This is a genomic window from Paenibacillus antibioticophila, assembly GCF_000455265.1.
In the GTDB taxonomy this organism is placed as follows: domain Bacteria; phylum Bacillota; class Bacilli; order Paenibacillales; family Paenibacillaceae; genus Fontibacillus; species Fontibacillus antibioticophila.
In genome coordinates this window covers 2,566,610-2,583,413 of sequence record NZ_HG005139.1, presented here as the reverse complement: position 1 = coordinate 2,583,413, position 16,804 = coordinate 2,566,610, and the positions used below count along the sequence as shown (strand labels likewise).

General features: G+C 49.2%; 16 protein-coding genes. 12 read left to right on the top strand and 4 right to left on the bottom strand.

The window, feature by feature from the left end:
* Positions 1-1,338: 1,338 nt before the first annotated feature.
* Genes TX85_RS11910 through thiI form a run of 3 tightly spaced genes read left to right on the top strand, consistent with a single transcriptional unit; the run spans position 1,339 to position 4,486 of the window.
* Positions 1,339-2,094 (top strand): lytic transglycosylase domain-containing protein, encoded by a 756-nt coding sequence (locus tag TX85_RS11910; RefSeq protein ID WP_044479310.1) that lies wholly within the window; start codon positions 1,339-1,341, stop codon positions 2,092-2,094.
* A 4-nt stretch (positions 2,095-2,098) separates the two neighbouring features.
* A complete protein-coding gene (locus TX85_RS11905; protein WP_044479309.1) occupies positions 2,099-3,247 on the top strand; it encodes a cysteine desulfurase family protein in 1,149 nt (382 codons plus the stop codon).
* Between the two features lie 6 nt (positions 3,248-3,253).
* On the top strand, positions 3,254-4,486 hold the full coding sequence (thiI, locus tag TX85_RS11900) for a tRNA uracil 4-sulfurtransferase ThiI (protein WP_044480024.1): 1,233 nt from the start codon (positions 3,254-3,256) through the stop codon (positions 4,484-4,486).
* Positions 4,487-4,618: 132 nt separating this feature from the next.
* Here the strand turns inward: thiI and TX85_RS11895 are convergent, their stop codons facing one another.
* Complete coding sequence (locus TX85_RS11895) at positions 4,619-5,341, bottom strand: TerC family protein (RefSeq protein ID WP_044479308.1); 723 nt, start codon at positions 5,339-5,341, stop codon at positions 4,619-4,621.
* Between the two features lie 126 nt (positions 5,342-5,467).
* Here TX85_RS11895 and TX85_RS11890 point away from each other — a divergent pair, with 126 nt between their 5' ends.
* From TX85_RS11890 to TX85_RS11865, 6 genes are all read left to right on the top strand, one after another.
* Complete coding sequence (locus TX85_RS11890) at positions 5,468-6,127, top strand: TerC family protein (protein WP_044479307.1); 660 nt, start codon at positions 5,468-5,470, stop codon at positions 6,125-6,127.
* Positions 6,128-6,265: 138 nt separating this feature from the next.
* On the top strand, positions 6,266-6,766 hold the full coding sequence (locus TX85_RS11885) for a hypothetical protein (RefSeq protein WP_044479306.1): 501 nt from the start codon (positions 6,266-6,268) through the stop codon (positions 6,764-6,766).
* A 166-nt stretch (positions 6,767-6,932) separates the two neighbouring features.
* Positions 6,933-8,774 (top strand): translational GTPase TypA, encoded by a 1,842-nt coding sequence (typA, locus tag TX85_RS11880; RefSeq protein ID WP_044479305.1) that lies wholly within the window; start codon positions 6,933-6,935, stop codon positions 8,772-8,774.
* A 38-nt stretch (positions 8,775-8,812) separates the two neighbouring features.
* Positions 8,813-9,121: a YlaH-like family protein gene (locus TX85_RS11875; RefSeq protein ID WP_044479304.1), complete on the top strand. Its 309-nt coding sequence runs from the start codon at positions 8,813-8,815 to the stop codon at positions 9,119-9,121.
* A 96-nt stretch (positions 9,122-9,217) separates the two neighbouring features.
* A complete protein-coding gene (locus TX85_RS11870) occupies positions 9,218-10,309 on the top strand; it encodes an LCP family protein (protein ID WP_044479303.1) in 1,092 nt (363 codons plus the stop codon).
* 76 nt (positions 10,310-10,385) lie between these two features.
* On the top strand, positions 10,386-10,838 hold the full coding sequence (locus tag TX85_RS11865) for a pyridoxamine 5'-phosphate oxidase family protein (protein WP_044479302.1): 453 nt from the start codon (positions 10,386-10,388) through the stop codon (positions 10,836-10,838).
* Between the two features lie 38 nt (positions 10,839-10,876).
* Here the strand turns inward: TX85_RS11865 and TX85_RS11860 are convergent, their stop codons facing one another.
* Positions 10,877-11,467 (bottom strand): YhcN/YlaJ family sporulation lipoprotein, encoded by a 591-nt coding sequence (locus tag TX85_RS11860; RefSeq protein WP_233500694.1) that lies wholly within the window; start codon positions 11,465-11,467, stop codon positions 10,877-10,879.
* Between the two features lie 130 nt (positions 11,468-11,597).
* Between TX85_RS11860 and TX85_RS11855 the strand changes: the two genes are divergently transcribed.
* Together TX85_RS11855 and TX85_RS11850 are read left to right on the top strand one after the other, a co-directional pair.
* Entirely contained in the window at positions 11,598-12,929 is a 1,332-nt protein-coding gene (locus TX85_RS11855; RefSeq protein WP_044479300.1) for a PhoH family protein, read from the top strand.
* 141 nt (positions 12,930-13,070) lie between these two features.
* Positions 13,071-14,327, top strand: coding sequence for an ABC transporter substrate-binding protein (locus tag TX85_RS11850; protein ID WP_044479299.1), 1,257 nt, complete (start codon positions 13,071-13,073; stop codon positions 14,325-14,327).
* Here the strand turns inward: TX85_RS11850 and TX85_RS11845 are convergent.
* Both TX85_RS11845 and TX85_RS11840 read right to left on the bottom strand, forming a co-directional pair.
* Positions 14,322-15,398 (bottom strand): coiled-coil domain-containing protein, encoded by a 1,077-nt coding sequence (locus TX85_RS11845; RefSeq protein ID WP_101781141.1) that lies wholly within the window; start codon positions 15,396-15,398, stop codon positions 14,322-14,324. The two genes, TX85_RS11850 and TX85_RS11845, sit on opposite strands and share 6 nt — an antisense overlap.
* 147 nt (positions 15,399-15,545) lie before the next feature.
* Positions 15,546-15,782 carry a DUF2626 family protein gene (locus tag TX85_RS11840; RefSeq protein WP_044479298.1) on the bottom strand — a complete coding sequence of 79 codons (237 nt, stop codon included), beginning with the start codon at positions 15,780-15,782 and terminating at the stop codon, positions 15,546-15,548.
* A gap of 309 nt (positions 15,783-16,091) precedes the next feature.
* Here TX85_RS11840 and TX85_RS11835 point away from each other — a divergent pair, with 309 nt between their 5' ends.
* Complete coding sequence (locus tag TX85_RS11835; RefSeq protein WP_044479297.1) at positions 16,092-16,748, top strand: RsfA family transcriptional regulator; 657 nt, start codon at positions 16,092-16,094, stop codon at positions 16,746-16,748.
* Positions 16,749-16,804 lie beyond the last annotated feature (56 nt).

Sequence of the window (16,804 nt, the reverse complement as noted above, 5' to 3'; positions counted from 1 at the left end):
ATAGTCGATCTGCGAAAGGGCTGTCCCAACAGACTTGATCTGGCGGGAGGCCCTGTTTTGTTAGGGCTGCACTGCAACAAGCATTCCGACTACGGCATTTAAGCGGCAAAATGTGCAGCAGCAGAAAACAGTTGAACATTAGATGGCGAGTTGGATGGGCAACGTATGAGGTATGCTTACGATCGCTGTTGTTCGCGGATTTCTTTAATTGGACCAAGTTATCACAGGGGGGAAATCCGCTTACAAAGGCGACCGCTAACGCTTCTACAGCACACCTCATACTTATGCCCTGATTACTTCGCCTTTAAAGTTCAACTACAGTGCAGTTTGCACGTGCCTGCGCTCACATGTCGCATTACAGTAAGCTGGCCGCCTGAAGTTACGGCCAGTCGCACGTTGCCTCGGCCTTACGCAGAACGCGGAACTTCGTTATTTGACTACGCATTCCAGTCTTGTTCCGAGCTTCACCCATCCCGCTTTTCCTGTCTCATTCCATCATGCTCCAGTGAAATTTCTTACCTTAAATTCTTCATTCGACGCTCGAACCCAATTTTAGTGAAAAAACTTACCTTAGATCGCCAGTAACTAGCCAAATCCACGTTTTAGTCAACTTTAAGCGAAAAAATTTCACTATATCCGCATTCCCACCATTTCACCTATATTTAGAGTAACTTTTTTCACTGCATGTGTGTGATCCGTATATGCATGGGGTCTGCCAATCGTCGTCATGCTGTAAAGCACCGTACATTATTGGGAGCTTTGCGCAGTGTGAGATCTGCATGATGCGAGGTGTGTGTGCGTAGACGGTACTTTGTTGCTATTTTGCAGAATCTGCCGGGGATAGTCCTTGTGTGGGTAGTTGTCCATGCACCTATCCGCTGAAAGGTGCAATGATTCGCAGTTACTGTTTGTATTGCATCGGTGTTATCCGGCACCTCAAATGCCGGAAGAACGAGTCGGTGGTACATGTCAAGGGATTCGAGCATGTGGGCTACTATCATGCATTCGGCACATATAATGCCGAGCTCACGAGCCTGCGTAATAAGGGTATAAGTGTGAAGGTTGCTGCAGAAGCGAAGCGGTCGCCTTTGCGAGTGGATTTCTACCTTTTGAGGCTTAGTTCAATCCAAGGAATCCGCGAACAACAGCGATCGTAAGCAACCTTTACACGTTACCCCCGGAACGCAGAAACGTCAGCTGTTTTATACTGCTGCGCACTTGCACGATTTTTTGCCATTTTGAATGGAAACTGACTTACGGCTGGTCAAGCTGGTGGAACAAGTGTAAAATAAAGGCTATATTAGACTTTGTCCATAACAAGGTGGAGGAATTACCGTCATGCAAATTGATCCAAGAACCATGGTGCAGCTGATTCAGACACAGTCGAGAAGCGCTGTCGATTTCAGCAATACGGAGAGCCGAGCAAAAGCAGAAACCGACCGTTCGTTGTTTGATATATTATTGCAGGAGTTAATGAGAGCAGAAAGCGGCGATCCGGCAGGGCAAGAGGATATCTTGAGCAATGTTCCGTGGACCGCTGCAGATTTAAGCACGCTCTCTTCGGGCATGATGAACGATGACAACGCCTGGGAGGGCCTGTCCGGATTGGATACGGAGTCATTTGCGGCATTAAGCCAACTGCTTGCAGCCCGGTCAAGCACGAGTTCCTCAGCAACTGCCGGGGATCTGGAGCCGCTCATTACGCAAGCCGCACAAAAATATGGCGTATCTGCCAGCTTGATTAAAGCTGTTATTGAGACGGAGTCTTCCTTTAATCCTCAGGCAGTATCGTCTGCCGGGGCTAAGGGCTTGATGCAGCTGATGGATGGTACGGCCCAGGGACTTGGAGTAACAGATCCATTTGATCCGGCCCAAAATATCGACGCAGGCACCCGTTATCTGGCTGCTCAAATAAAGCGTTTCGGCGGAGATGAGAATACTGCTTTGGCTGCTTATAACGCAGGACCTGGACGCCTTGCCAAGCTCGGCATTTCCGGGGATTCGCAACTGATGGAGAAGCTGGAGCTGTTGCCGGGCGAGACCCAACGGTATATTGTAAAGATCGCCGCAGCTCGGGCTAAATATGAGGGCTGAGAATATGAAATATTTTGACCATGCCGCTGCAACCCCGCCTTATGAAGATGTAGTGCGAACTGTGGCAGAGGTGATGGCTGCTCATTATGGCAACCCCTCCTCCCTGCATAAGCTTGGCGAGGAGAGCGGAAGACTGCTTATAAAGGCACGGGAGGTATGCGCCGCCGCGCTTGGCGTAAAGCCCGGAGAAATTATATTTACCTCCGGAGCCACTGAGAGCAATAACCTGGCCGTAAAGGGAGCAGCAATGCGATATGCTGGCCGCGGCCGACATTTGATTACCACCCAGGTCGAGCATCCTTCGGTATGGGAATGCTATGTTCAGTTAGAGAAGCAGGGCTGGGAGGTTACTTTTCTCCCCGTGGATAAAAACGGGCAAATCTCTGTGCAGGATGGGCTTGACGCCGTGCGCAAGGATACGGTTCTCCTGTCCGTGATGCACGTGAACAATGAAACAGGCTGCATCCAGCCCGTGGAAGAGCTTGGACGCAGACTTAAAAAGGAACATCCTCGCGTGATTTTCCATGTCGACGGTGTCCAGGGCTTTGGTAAAGTTCCGCTGTCTCTCATGGACAGCGGAATTGATTTGTATAGCCTTTCTGCGCATAAGCTAAGGGGACCGAGAGGGGCCGGACTGCTCATGGTGCGGGAAGGTCTTTCGCTTGTTCCGCTCATGTCGGGCGGCGGACAGGAGGATAGCCTGCGGCCGGGAACGGAGAATATCCCGGCCGTTGTCGGGATGGCAAAGGCGATCCGCCTTGCCAAGGAGGGTGAACAGCAACGCGCAGGCAAGCTAAATGCCCTGCGAAAGCAGCTGATTCAAGGCTTAGCTGCCTGGCCTGAGCTGATCGTTCATTCGGGCGAAGCTGTGGCTCCGCACATCGTACATTTCTCGTATCCTGGCATGAAGGCGGAGGCGTTCCTGCATATGCTGGAAGAGCAAGGATTTCTTGTCTCTACAAAGTCAGCCTGCTCTTCGAAGAAAGCCGAGCCCAGCCGGGTGCTTTTGGCCATGGGAGCCGGCAAGGCTGAGGCCGAGTCCGGCGTTCGCATCAGTCTTGCCGAGGAGCATACAGCAGGTGATATTCAGGAGCTGCTCGCGGCGATCGGAAAGTCTGTGGACCGCGTGCGTAGATTAAAGGGAGAGAATTAAAACATGATAGCTTACGATATGCTTCTGCTCCGTTTTGGAGAGATAACGATTAAAGGGAAGAACCGCTCCCGTTTTGAAAAGGCAGCTCTGTCCCATGTCAAGGTGCTGCTTAAGAAGTATCCCGCAGTTAAAATTATCAGGGAATATGGCCGGATTTATGTCGTGTTGAACGGCGAACCCGCGCATGAGATCATTTCGATCCTGAAGCACATCTTCGGTGTGACCTCGATTAGCCCTGTAGTTGTCGTTCCTTCCAGACTTGAGGATATCATCGAAGCGGCAAAGCTCTTTGTCTGCGATCTGCCGACAGATCGTCAGATGCGGTTCAAAGTGAGTGCCCGGCGAGTATGGAAGGAGTTCCCGCACGGCACCCAGGAAATGAATCGGCTGATCGGCAGCCCGGTCCTGCAGCTCTGCCCTCAATTGAAGGTAGACGTCCATAATCCTGAATTGGAATTGCGCGCGGAAATCCGGGAACAAGGCACCTACTTGTACTCTGAAGTGGTTCCGGCAGCCGGCGGCTTCCCGCTGGGCACAAATGGAAAAGGTTTATTGCTCTTGTCCGGCGGCATCGACAGCCCGGTAGCGGGCTGGTCTGCCATGCGGCGGGGGCTGGAAATTGAATGCGTGCATTTTCATAGCTACCCCTTTACAAGTAAGAAGGCGGAGGAGAAGGTGATCGAGCTTGCCAAGGTCTTGTCCCGCTTTGCTTGCCAAATCAAGCTTCATCTAGTTCCCTTCACAGAAATTCAGACGGCGATTGCAGGAACTGGACAGGAAAACCTGACGATTACCCTGATGCGCCGATCCATGCTGCGGATTGCATCGCTGCTTGCGGAACGCAACGGAGCATTGGCTATCGTGACCGGGGATAGTCTGGGACAGGTGGCAAGCCAGACGCTGGCAAGCATGAATGTAATCGGCAGGGTAACGGACCTTCCGCTTTTGCGCCCGCTTGTCATGATCGATAAAGAGGAAATCATTAGCCAAGCAAGGGAGATCGGGACATACGATATTTCGATCCTGCCCTATGAGGATTGCTGCACGCTGTTCGTCCCCAAGTCACCGACTACAAATCCTAACTTGCGGGTCGTGGAGCGAATCGAAGCCGGTATTGCCGGATTGGAGAGACTGATTGAAGCTGCGGTATCGGATACGGAGACCTTGATCATCCGCCCGGATGAAGAGGTAGTTCGGCAAAATGAAGAAGCTGCGGCAGTTTCGGATAACTGGTTCTAAGAGATCGATTCGCCCATCGGCTCCCGCAACCATCTCGGCGTTGAAGAGCCGATTTTCTGAAATCGCATTTATGGAGCGCAGCTATAAAAAAAGATCAACCGGCTTGTTTGCGGTTGATCTTTTTTTGTTACCTTACCGGGTGGCCGGCCTTGAGCTTGAACCTCGTGCGGCCTCGGCTTCTTTCCGCCGCTTCTTTTGCCGCGCTTTTTTGAAATACCCTGCGATAAGAACAGCGGCGATTACGAGGGCGATGAACAAAATACGAAGGACGACATGCTCTTCAAAGAAGGGAAGGAAATGGGGCTCCTCGGTAATCATGTGGGACGCTGTATATGCCAGAACCGCTGCTCCGATATAGGCAATCCAAGGGAACCTGCCCAGGATTTTAATGAAAATGGTGCTGCCCCATACAACAATCGGCACGCTGATCAGCAGACCGATTACAACGAGAATGGTATGCTGTCCCGACGCGCCTGCAACAGCAATGACATTGTCGAGTCCCATAGCCGCATCTGCAATGACAATCGTTCGTACTGCCGGCCATAGCTTGTCCTTCGCTTCAATGGTATCATGATCCCCATCATCGGCCAGAACTTTATAGGCAATAAATATAAGCATCACCCCGCCTACGGCAAGCAGCCAAGGAATACCCAGCAGCCACACAACAACGAGCGTAGCCAGAATCCGGAGCACGACCGCACCGGCAGTCCCGTAAAGGATCGCTTTTTTCTGAACCGTGTGCGGGAGCTTGCGAGCGGCCATTCCGATTACGATCGCGTTGTCGCCTGCAAGAATCAGATCAATAAAGATGATGTTGAGTAAAGAAAACCAGAATGTTGCCTGAAATAAATCCAATTGATGTCACTTCCTTATTCGGTATATAGGTATTAAAAAACTAATGCCACCATTTGTCCAGCCTTTTATGATTGCCAGGCATAGCTTGGCCCTTCGTTTCATAATTATGATCGAGGGGGGATAAGCTTGGAGCAGCTCTTGCTATTGGTTGAGATACTGATAATTAATCTGGTGCTAAGCGGTGATAATGCGCTGGTCATTGCTATGGCAAGCAAGGATTTACCCGTGAAGCAGCGGAAGCGTGCTATATGGTGGGGAGCGTTGGGGGCCATCATGCTTCGATGCGCCCTCACCTGGATTGCACTTGTTCTGCTGAAAATTCCATTTATCCAAGCTGCCGGAGGGCTCATGCTGGCCGGGATTGCTTTCAAACTGCTGATGCCTCACGACGAAGTGAGCGATGCACGCGAGGCGGGTACCTTGTGGAAGGCGATTCAGGTTATTCTTATAGCCGATTTCGTCATGAGTCTGGATAACGTTCTTGCGATAGCCGCATTGGCAAAAGGTGATGTAGCCGTTCTTGTGATCGGTATTGCGCTTAGCATTCCCATCGTCATCTGGGGAAGTAATCTGATTGCTACCTTACTGCACAAGGTACCCTTGTTGAACTATGCGGGGGCCGGAATCCTTGCCTATACTGCAGGTGAAATGCTAATGAATGATCCGAAGATGGGCAGGCTGCTTACTTCCTTGCTGCCCTCGCTTGCGCAATTGCTTCCCTTCATCCTCGCAGTGTTGGTTATTATGTTCGGCTGGATTAGGAAATATAATATCGGGCGACGCTGATCTCCCTCAAAAAATCATTCTCAGAGCAGGGGTTGAGAGTGGTTTTTTGTGCTGTTATCAGCTAAACTGGAAGCAAAGGGAAATGTCGTTTTTTGATGCGGCTTGTCCCTCATTGTCCACTGGAAGGTGTGTGATGGGATGTCCGACAACAACAAACTAACAACAGGGATACTGATTTTAGCCGCGGGGATCATCATCCTGCTCGGTAAGCTTGGCGTATTCGGCTTTCTCGGGAGAGCGTTCTGGCCGCTTCTGTTATTGATCCCGGGCCTGTTACTCCACTTGCTATATTTTTGGCGGAAAGGACCGGCAGAATTACTCGTCCCGGGAGCCATGCTGGTGCTTTACAGCGTTATGTTTTTTATCGCCATTATCTGGGGCTGGCAGACGATGAAGCATATCTGGCCTGGATTCATTCTCGGAATCGCGGCCGGGCTGTATGAATACTTATTGCTGTCGGGCACGCGCCATAACGGATTATGGATCGTCACCTTGATTCTGACCGCTGTTTCACTTGTTTTGTTCGGGTTCACTTTGTTCTCGATGGCATTTATCTACTTGCTTGCCATCTTGATGATTGTTGCGGGAATTTGGCTGATTGCTGCACGCGGACGCAGGAATACCCGCCGAAGTTGGTGAAGTTTGTAAAGTTATTGAATTTTTCATGGATTTGCGTATAATATAAGGGATATGTCCAAGCGTCGGTTATGTCAAATTACCGGCGCTTGTTTTAATGGTGATTCAGGCTGAGATTAGCTGTTTTCAGTAAACACATATAGAGACGAAAGGATTTGGAGAAAAGACCATGCATGAAAGAACAAACATTCGCAATATCGCTATTATTGCTCACGTAGACCACGGCAAGACAACACTTGTAGACAAACTGCTTCAACAATCCGGAATCTTCCGCGAAAATGAAGCCTTGCAGGAGCGCGCAATGGATTCCAACGATCTGGAGCGTGAACGTGGGATTACCATTTTGGCTAAAAACACAGCGATCACTTACAAGGATTACCTGATTAACATCGTGGATACTCCGGGACACGCCGATTTTGGCGGAGAGGTAGAGCGGATCATGAAAATGGTGGATGGCGTGTTGCTTGTGGTTGACGCCTATGAAGGCTGCATGCCGCAAACCAAATTCGTACTCCGCAAAGCACTTGAGCATCAACTTACCCCGATTGTCGTAGTGAACAAAATCGACCGCCCTGCAGCACGTCCGGCAGAAGTTATCGATGAAGTACTTGATTTGTTCATCGAGCTGGAAGCAAATGACGAGCAGTTGGAATTCCCGGTTGTCTACGCCTCCGCATTGAACGGAACCTCCAGTCTGGATCCTGAGAAACAGGATGACAATATGCTTGCTCTCTATGAGACCATTATTGAAAAAATCCCCGCACCTACTGAAACCGTAGAGGAACCTCTGCAATTTCTTGTGACCTTGATGGATTATAATGAATATCTGGGACGGATTGCGATCGGACGTGTGAATCGCGGTGTGATCCGTCAAGGACAGCCTGTCACTGTAATGACGCGCGAAGGCGGCAAGAAGTCTGCGCGCATCGAGAAGTTATTCGGCTTCCAGGGCCTCCGCCGTGTAGAAACCGAAGAAGCTGGTGCCGGGGATATTGTGGCCATCGCCGGGATCAAGGACATTAATATCGGTGAGACGATTGCCGACCCGAATCACCCTGAAGCATTGCCGGTGCTCAAGATTGATGAGCCGACCCTGCAAATGACCTTCCTCGTAAATAATAGTCCGTTTGCTGGCCGGGAAGGGAAATGGGTCACCTCCCGCAAGCTTCGTGAGCGGTTGTTAAAGGAATTGGAGACGGACGTGTCGCTTCGTGTGGATGAAACCGATAGCCCGGATGCCTTCATTGTATCGGGACGCGGAGAGCTTCATTTGGGTATTCTGATTGAGAATATGCGCCGTGAAGGCTATGAGCTGCAAGTTTCGAAGCCTGAAGTAATTATCAAGGAAATTGATGGTGTCAAGATGGAACCGATCGAACGTCTGTTGATTGATGTCCCAGAAGAAAGCATGGGCGCTGTTATGGAGAGTCTCGGAACACGCAAAGCCGAGATGGTGAACATGATTAATAACGGAACAGGTCAGGTGCGTCTTGAGTTTCTGATTCCTGCGCGTGGCTTGATCGGATATGCGACACATTTTCTTACACTGACACGGGGTTACGGAGTCATGAATCATGCCTTTGACAGCTATGGACCTCGAGTTGGCGGGCAGGTTGGCGGACGTCATGAAGGGGTTCTGGTATCTAGCGAAAATGGGGTATCCACGCTTTACGGGATTCTTTCGATCGAAGACCGGGGCACCTTGTTCCTGGAACCTGGGGTCGAGATTTATGAAGGGATGATCGTCGGCGAGCATACAAGAGATAACGATATTGTTGTGAATATCTGTAAGGAGAAGCAGGTAACCAATATTCGTTCCGCAACGAAGGACGATACCGTGAAGATGAAGACGCCTCGTCTGTTCTCGCTGGAACAGGCGCTGGAATATTTGAATGATGATGAATATTGCGAGATTACGCCGAAGTCTATTCGCCTGAGAAAGAAAATTTTGAACAAGAGCGAACGGGAACGTGCCGAAAAACATCGCAAAATGGCAGAAGCCAATCTATAATAGAAATATAAGCAAGTGCGAGAAGGAGGGAATCCGCTATGCAAGCTTGGCTGGCGCAAAATCCGGTAATATCGTATATTCTTATTTTTGTGTTGGTGGCTTTCGTATACAACAAGGTCTTTCGGGCACAGCAAAAGCTTCCATTGCTTAAAGAAATCGTGCTGTATGTGATCATGGCAATCGGTTCATTCCTTCTGCTCATTTTTCAAATCGACAAACTGCCGATTATTCAGTGCCTGTTAGTAGCGGTTATCCTGATGCTGATGGTTCGAATCCGCTATTTTGTAGAGGGCCGGCGCAAGCGGAAGGAATCCCTTTCGTCAACAGCTGTGAGCAAGCAAGACTAATGCTTGTCTGTCTGTGGTACATGCTGTAACCTTGCAGGCTTCTGCAACGTTCTTATTCATGTGACATAATCCAGATGAAATTAGGTGTTGAGGTTCATGAGTTCTTCCAACAGCGGCTTGCCTCCTCGGGGGCAAAGCCAAAGAATTGCTCCTGCTAATAAAGCTTCCAAATCGAAAAAGCGAAAGAAATCAGCAGGAAAAACATTTCTGAAGATATTTCTAAGCATCATCATCGTGGCTATAATTGGTGTTGGCGCCTATATTGGTTATTTGTACCTTACGCTGGACAAGGTTATTGAAGACACAGGCAGTGACGTCGAGGTGGCTCCTGAAGAATCTGCCAAGGTCAAACCGATCACAATGCTCTTGTTAGGGACGGATTACAGGCCCGAGACAGGGACACATCTGAGCGATGTCATTATGATCATTGCGATGAATCCCGACACGAAATCTGCCACCGTAGTATCTTTACCGCGGGATACGCGTTTCTCAATGGACGGATACAAGACGAATAAGCTCAATGCATTCTATCCGAACTTCCTGGTTGCCGAGAAGAAATCGGGAGTTTCCGCCGAGGATGAAATGAAGACGATGCTCGGGAAATATATGGATATACCGATTGACTATGTTACCGTATTGAACTTCCAGGGATTCAGGGACATTGTAGATGCGCTTGGCGGTGTTGATGTGAATGTGGATGCAGACATGTGCTATCGCGATACGGCTGACGGTACGGATATTAATCTGAAGGAAGGTCCCCAGCATCTGAACGGGGAGGATGCCCTTGGATATGTTCGTTACCGGAAGACCTCCTCCAATTGTAAGCCGAGAACGAAGGCTTCTGATGATTTCTCGCGTAACAAGCGCCAGAATGAAGTGCTTCACGGCTTGATTGAACAGGCCAAATCCTTGAATGGTGTACTTGGGGCCGGGAAAGTAATTGAGGCTGTCGGAGATAATCTGGAGACAGATCTAGAATCCCAACAGATGAAGAATATGATCTCTGCCTACTGGAGCATCTCCAAGGAGGATGTGGATTTCATGCCGGTGACCGGCGAGTGGAAGAGTCCTTACGTTTACCTTAATGATTCGGAGCTGGAGCAAGCCAAACTGGCGCTCAAAAACGAGCTTGCCGGAACCAAACAGCCAGAGCCTGAGACCCCAACGGAGGAAACGGCAGGCGAGTGACGATTGAAGGCAAGTTTTTGAACATGGTATAATACAATTAATTAATCCAGTGATCATGTAATGGAGGGCTGGCTGTATGTCTGAACTTGTGACCCAATTATCAGAGGCTTTATTCGAAACCTTTCAGTCTGAGACCTTCGTTTTGCTAAGCACGGTTGATCAGGAGTCCGGCGGACCGACATCCAGCGCGATCTCCTGGATCTATGCGCAGGATCATTACACCCTTCGCTTTGCATTGGATCACCGTTCAAGACTTGTCAACAACATCAAGCGTCAGCCAAGAGTTACGATTACGGTTTTCGGCGAAGATACGATCTACGCCATTAATGGAGCGGCTGTGACGGTCCAGGATCCCCTTGAGGGGGTTCCGTTTAAAATGTGCTGCTTCGATCTGAAGATCGATGCGGTGCGCAATGCGCTTTTCTACGGAGCGCAGCTTGCTTCTGCGCCGGCTTATGCCAAGGTGTATGACCAGCGTGCAGCAGAGCTGTTGGACAATCAAGTGTTTGCAGCCATGAAAAAAGCCTAGCGATTTATTCGCCGGGCTTTTTATTTTGGGACATTCTGTCAGCCTCGCGGCTGCTCGGATAAATGCTCCGAGCCTTGATTGTTGCCCCCGGGCGCAATTTCCATGCTATCGTTCTTTTGATTGCCGGTCTGATCCTTGGTGCGAGGGACCGTATCACTTGGGAGCTGAGGGACGATTCTTCCGATCATATCGGCCAGCTCGGTTGCAAAGCCGGATACCGGATGCCCTTCCCTGATTTTGTTGCCTATCTCGACAAGGCGCTGATTGATGTCGATATCTGCAGTTACCACGGCGCCGGCACCCTGCGGGTCTTTACGCAGCGCTTCGGCCACTGAATATTTGATGCTGCCGACACGTGCCCGCTCCAGCTTAGCATCGACATCAATACCGACGATTGCGGTCTTTCCCATAATGATGCAATGGGCTCCGTTAACTCCGGGAACACGCTGAGCCAGTTCTTCCAGATGAATCTGTCTCTGCTCTGCAGTCATGGTGCCCCCTGTATTCATTTGCTCGACATTCTCTGTAGTACTCTGGGTCCTAAATCCACCCGTGTTGTTTTGATCCTGTGGAGAGGGTGATGCCGTTCTAGAATTGGTTCCGCAGCCTGCAAGCAGTAAAATCGTCATTCCTAAACACAGCCATATTCGCATGTGGGTGTTCATCCTTTCGATCGGGATTTGGCTTCATTTTTCCCGAATGGAAGAAAACTATGTATGTGAATTTAGAGGCTGCAAGATGTTTGTGGAGGGGATAGCCATGAAAAAAATCTTTGTTCTCGATACCAATGTTCTATTGCATGATCCGACTGCCTTATTCGCATTTGAAGAACACGAGGTTATCATACCGGCGATTGTGCTTGAAGAGATTGATTCCAAGAAACGAAATGCAGAGGAGATCGGGCGCAACGCCCGCAGAGTGTCGAGGCTGCTTGACGGATTAAGGGATCGGGGACATCTTCATGACGGGGTCCTTCTTGAGCATGGAGGTACGCTTAAGGTGGAACTCAACCATCGCAGCTTCCTCAAGGTTCAGGAGATGTTTGGTGAGATATCGAACGACAACCGGATTTTGGCGGTAGCCTTGAATTACCATCTGGAGCAGGCAGAGCTGGAGCAGCCGGCTTCGGTTATTCTGGTAAGCAAGGATGTGCTGGTTCGGGTAAAAGCCGATGTGCTTGGTCTGGCTGCCGAGGATTACTTGTCTGATCGGACGGCGGGACTGGATGAACTGTATCCGGGTTATGTCACCATCCGAGTGCACCCTTCCGTGATTGATGAGTTTTACAGCTACCGCAGTCTGGCGATTAAGCCTCTCGGGCTGTCCTATTCGCTGAATCCGAACGAATTTGTAATTCTGAAGGATGAGATGGGTACAGGGAAGTCAGCGCTGCTGCGGGTGAACAAGGAAGCTACGCGGCTGGAGCCGCTCTTTCTCAGCAATGATCCGGTATGGGGAATCAGTGCACGGAATGCTCAGCAGAGAATGGCGCTGGAATTATTGCTGAATGATGATATTCCACTGGTCACAATCACGGGCAAGGCAGGGACCGGAAAGACGCTCCTTGCGCTTGCAGCGGGCTTGATGAAGGTGGAGGATGACCATAAATACAAGAAGCTGCTCATTGCCCGTCCGGTAGTGCCTATGGGGAAGGATATCGGTTATCTGCCGGGAGAAAAGGAGGAGAAGCTTCGTCCGTGGATGCAGCCCATCTACGATAATCTGGAGTATCTATTCGATACCAAAAAATCTGGCGATATTGACAAAATACTTATGGGCCTTGGAAGTATCCAGGTTGAAGCGCTAACCTATATTCGAGGCAGATCGATCCCTGGCCAGTTTATTATTATTGATGAAGCGCAAAATTTGACCCGGCATGAGGTGAAGACGATCGTCTCTCGGGTAGGAGAAGGGAGCAAGATCATTCTAATGGGGGATCCGGAACAGATTGATCATCCTTATCTGGATTCTGCAAGCAATGGTCTGACCTATCTGGTCGAACGCTTTAAGGAAGAGGGAATCAGTGGACATATTACCTTGGAAAAGGGGGAAAGATCCAAACTGGCACAGGTAGCCGCCGATCTGTTGTAGCTTCCTGAGCTCGAGTAAACAAGCTGCCTTGACGGGAATCACTTTCCGAAAAGGCAGCTTTTTGTTGTGATTTGTAAGGACAAGCAAGGGGAAAGTTGTTACAATAGGGAAAGGGTTATCATCCGGAGAGGAAGAACTGGTGTGAAGCGAAAAAACCATTGGGTCCTTTTTGCCATCCTTTTGCTTGCCTTGATCAACTTATCACCCAGCAATACAGCAACTCCTCCTCGCTCTGATCGAACGGGGGAGTTCGAGCCTGCCCAGCCGAAAGTGCTGGAGACAGAGCAGGAGCCAAAGTCGTTAAAGGTAGCCGTTCAAATGAAAGAGTCGGAATTCTCCAGACTTCAGCAAATGAACAGTAAAATTTCAGAAGAGCTTAGTATGGATGTGGAATTGACGAATTTCCCGTATGATTCGGATTATACTTCAGTTCAAAACGAGCTTAGACTTGGTGAAGCGCCGGATGTACTGCTTCTTAATAATATCTGGGTTCGCCGATTCGCAGCAGAAGGCTATTTGTCACCAACCGAAAGCTATTACACAGGGTCATTAACCGGGGAATTATTAACCGCTTCTCTGGCCCCTGGGGAATGGAATGGTTACATGTGGTCCGTTCCAATGGATGCGGATACATATGTATGGATGATCCAAAAGGATCGTGTACAGGATGCTGGCTTGTCGTTGCCTAAGAACGCAAACGACTGGATGCAGCTGATCTCAGCCTATGAAGAGAAACAAGGGATACCCTATTTGTTTGCACTTGATTTTACTGATCCTTATGCCGTGCTCTCCCTGTTGTGGCAATTGTCCGGCAATGACGAGGACGACAAGTCCGGCGGAGCTTTTTTGCCGGATGATGCAATGGAGCGAGCGGTGCTTTCTATCGAAGGGATACGTCATCTGCTTCTCAACCTGGAAGGTACGGAACTGAAAGAGCTGTCCTCCAGTCTGAATGAGGGGAAGGCCATGTTTGCCCTGGTTCGTTGGAGTGAAGTTGCCAGCCGCATGGATGCGGGGATGGAAATTTTGTATCCGAACCTTGATGATCCGGCAGCAGGATGGATGTGGATTGATGGACGGAGTTATGTCGTATCAGCCCAATCAGCCAATAAAGATGCGGCCGGGCAATGGATTGCAGCTATGACTGACCAGTTTGAGCAGCGGCAATGGTATGAAGGAACCGGCAAACTGCCGGTCCTCAAGACTATATATTATCAATCGACTCGCGGAGGCCTGCCGTTCTGGATTCCTGCATCATTTGTTAATAACTCGGGGGTAATCCCCGCAGATACCGGATTCCCGGAATGGCTGCAGCATTTTTCGAAGATTGCTGCGCCGTTTCTTGCAGATGGGAAGGATAGGCACACCTTTCTCATGGAGTGGAAGGCTGAGCTATAAACCCAATTTTAATTTGACCTTCAAGGTTCCTTCGCTGATCGCCGCTTCGGTGGCTTCAACGAACGGAACTATTTTTTTGGGATAAAATCCGAGGTCAAAGTCCTGTTCCAGTTCATTGCGCGTGGTGTCAGGAAGCTCCAGACCGTTAAAAATCAGCCGTTCAACATGGAATTTGATACAATTTTCGGGATCATTCACTACCGAGTAACTTCCTTCAAGCTGAAGCTCCAGCGAATCGCGCTTTCCCTTGGCGATAATGAGCCCGTTCTCAAATTGAAAGGACATATCCTTTAACAATTCGCTCTTTCCGTGCAGGAAGCTGTTTAAGTCCTCTTCACGGACAATCAAGGTATAACCGCTTTTGTCCGAAGTGAGGCTTTCTTTATGCTCCTGTAAGAAGTCCGGGAAATCCGCCATCGCAGAAGCGAGTTCCCGAAAGTAACGACGAACCTCGTACAAGCCGACATTCTCCCAGTACATCCCTAGCTCGCGGATAAGTGCAGCCAGCTTCTCCGGGTCGCTGCTCGCACTCAGGACGCCCTGGACGCTATTTTGCAGCTCAGAGATTCGGGCCTTTTGTTTAAGCAAATTTTCCTTCATCCCTGCGAGCTCGACGGACAAATTGTCTATTTTCTTCTTTGTTGCCTTGATTCCGGCATACTCTGATTTATAGGCATTGAGGACATCGCGATCCCGCTCCGCGATGATCTGGTAGTAATCCATAACTGCAAAGAAGTCCTTCAAGCTGTTCACGGATAATATGGCGGCCATCAAGGATTCGCGTTCCCCCATATAATAGGCGGCGAGACGTTTTCCGGCCTGCTCACGGCTTCGATCGATCTGTTCGTTCTTCCGCTCGAGCTCCAGTTGCAATTGCTCTGCGGTTCGATGCGCTTCCTCTTGCTGGACCTCGATTCTGGCAATCTCTCTGTCAAGCTCGATAATAGACAGACTGTCCTGTAAAATACGGAGCTCTTCATCGGACATCGCAGCAGCATGGACGCGATGTGGCTGCAGAAGATTAAACAGCAGCAAGGCGGCGAGAAAAATAGCCATAAAGTTTCTGTTCAACTTCGGATCAGCCCCCTTTTGTCATAAACTGCTTGTTCATATATATGATAACAGGAAGTTAATTATCAGTCCTCTTCATTCCGGATAAATGCAAAAAAAAGACGCTGGCGAATTAACCAAACGTCTAAAGTATTTGCACACTTGCAATTAGAGGGGAAGACCCATCTGAAAGATCGTCCAGTAACTAAAACCGGTAAAAGTAACAATCATATATCCCCAAAACAAAAGAATATAGGTTCTCTCCGTAAATTTCAAGTAACCGAACAGTACGAGAAAGGCGGTCTGCAAAAAGAATAACAGTGCCATTTCAATGAGGTTTCCCGCAAAAGCCATTAACCCGATTGCCAGGGTAAAGAACCCGAGAACACGGAACATGCGAGCCAAGAACATTGCCCCCTTTCCTATGTATAACGTAACCGTTTACTATTTCTCATTATACCCTCAACAATATAAAGTGTAAATGAAAAGACACAAATTGCGCTTGAATTCGTTATTTAACTGTGATTTTTGTTCTTGTTCATTTTGTGAGTCTGAATGTTTATTTCTTGTTCAAGCTTTCAAAGGTATGGAGAAGGTTTATTTTGGAAATACATTTTAGTATCAAATAGATTCTATGAACTCTATGAGAGGCATAGTAATGGAGTAAGCAGTTTTTACAGTGATATCAGGAAGTCGTTGGGAGGTTTTTATAGCATGGCAGCAGTCAGACAAGACGCATGGAGTGCTGAAGATGATTTGATTCTGGCAGAGGTAACACTGCGCCACATTCGGGAGGGCAGCACTCAACTTACCGCTTTTGAGGAAGTCGGTGAGCGAATTGGCAGAACAGCGGCAGCTTGCGGTTTTCGGTGGAACAGCTGTGTCCGCAAAAAATACGAAGCTGCAATCGGGATCGCGAAAGCACAACGGCAGAAGCGGAACTATATGAAGAAGCAGGGGGTTCTCTCGGGGAATCCGGCAATTTCGTCACTGGCTCAGGCGGAAGTAGAAGATGCAGGAAGCTATAAGGGAGAAGGCGTTAGTGAAGAGACGATCTCCATTGATGCTGTAATCCGTTTCCTGCGCGGATGGAAGAACACGATTGTTGAAAGTAATCGTCATATGAAATCCTTGGAGAAAGAGCTCCGGGAAAAAGAAGAACAGCTCGCCAGACTGCGTGTCGAGAATGAGCATTTGAATGCTCAGGTGAGCGAGGTTCAGACCGATTACCGGGTTGTAAACGATGATTACAAGGCGCTGATTCAGATTATGGATCGTGCCAGAAGGCTCGCCTTCCTTAATGAAGAAGATGAAGAGCTGAAGAAGCGATTCAAGATGGATGCCAACGGAAATCTGGAACGGATTGAATGAGGTTATCTGACAAAAGGAGCTGCCCTGTTGGGCAGTTCTTTTTTGTATTCCTCGGA

Excerpts from the sequence above, each read along its gene's own strand:
- TX85_RS11860 (WP_233500694.1), bottom strand. The coding sequence starts at position 11,467 with ATGACGATTTTACTGCTTGCAGGCTGCGGAACCAATTCTAGAACGGCA.
- TX85_RS11885 (WP_044479306.1), top strand. The coding sequence starts at position 6,266 with ATGTCCGACAACAACAAACTAACAACAGGGATACTGATTTTAGCCGCG.
- TX85_RS11910 (WP_044479310.1), top strand. The coding sequence starts at position 1,339 with ATGCAAATTGATCCAAGAACCATGGTGCAGCTGATTCAGACACAGTCG.
- TX85_RS11865 (WP_044479302.1), top strand. The coding sequence starts at position 10,386 with ATGTCTGAACTTGTGACCCAATTATCAGAGGCTTTATTCGAAACCTTT.
- TX85_RS11905 (WP_044479309.1), top strand. The coding sequence starts at position 2,099 with ATGAAATATTTTGACCATGCCGCTGCAACCCCGCCTTATGAAGATGTA.
- TX85_RS11855 (WP_044479300.1), top strand. The coding sequence starts at position 11,598 with ATGAAAAAAATCTTTGTTCTCGATACCAATGTTCTATTGCATGATCCG.
- typA (WP_044479305.1), top strand. The coding sequence starts at position 6,933 with ATGCATGAAAGAACAAACATTCGCAATATCGCTATTATTGCTCACGTA.
- TX85_RS11835 (WP_044479297.1), top strand. The coding sequence starts at position 16,092 with ATGGCAGCAGTCAGACAAGACGCATGGAGTGCTGAAGATGATTTGATT.
- TX85_RS11870 (WP_044479303.1), top strand. The coding sequence starts at position 9,218 with ATGAGTTCTTCCAACAGCGGCTTGCCTCCTCGGGGGCAAAGCCAAAGA.
- TX85_RS11875 (WP_044479304.1), top strand. The coding sequence starts at position 8,813 with ATGCAAGCTTGGCTGGCGCAAAATCCGGTAATATCGTATATTCTTATT.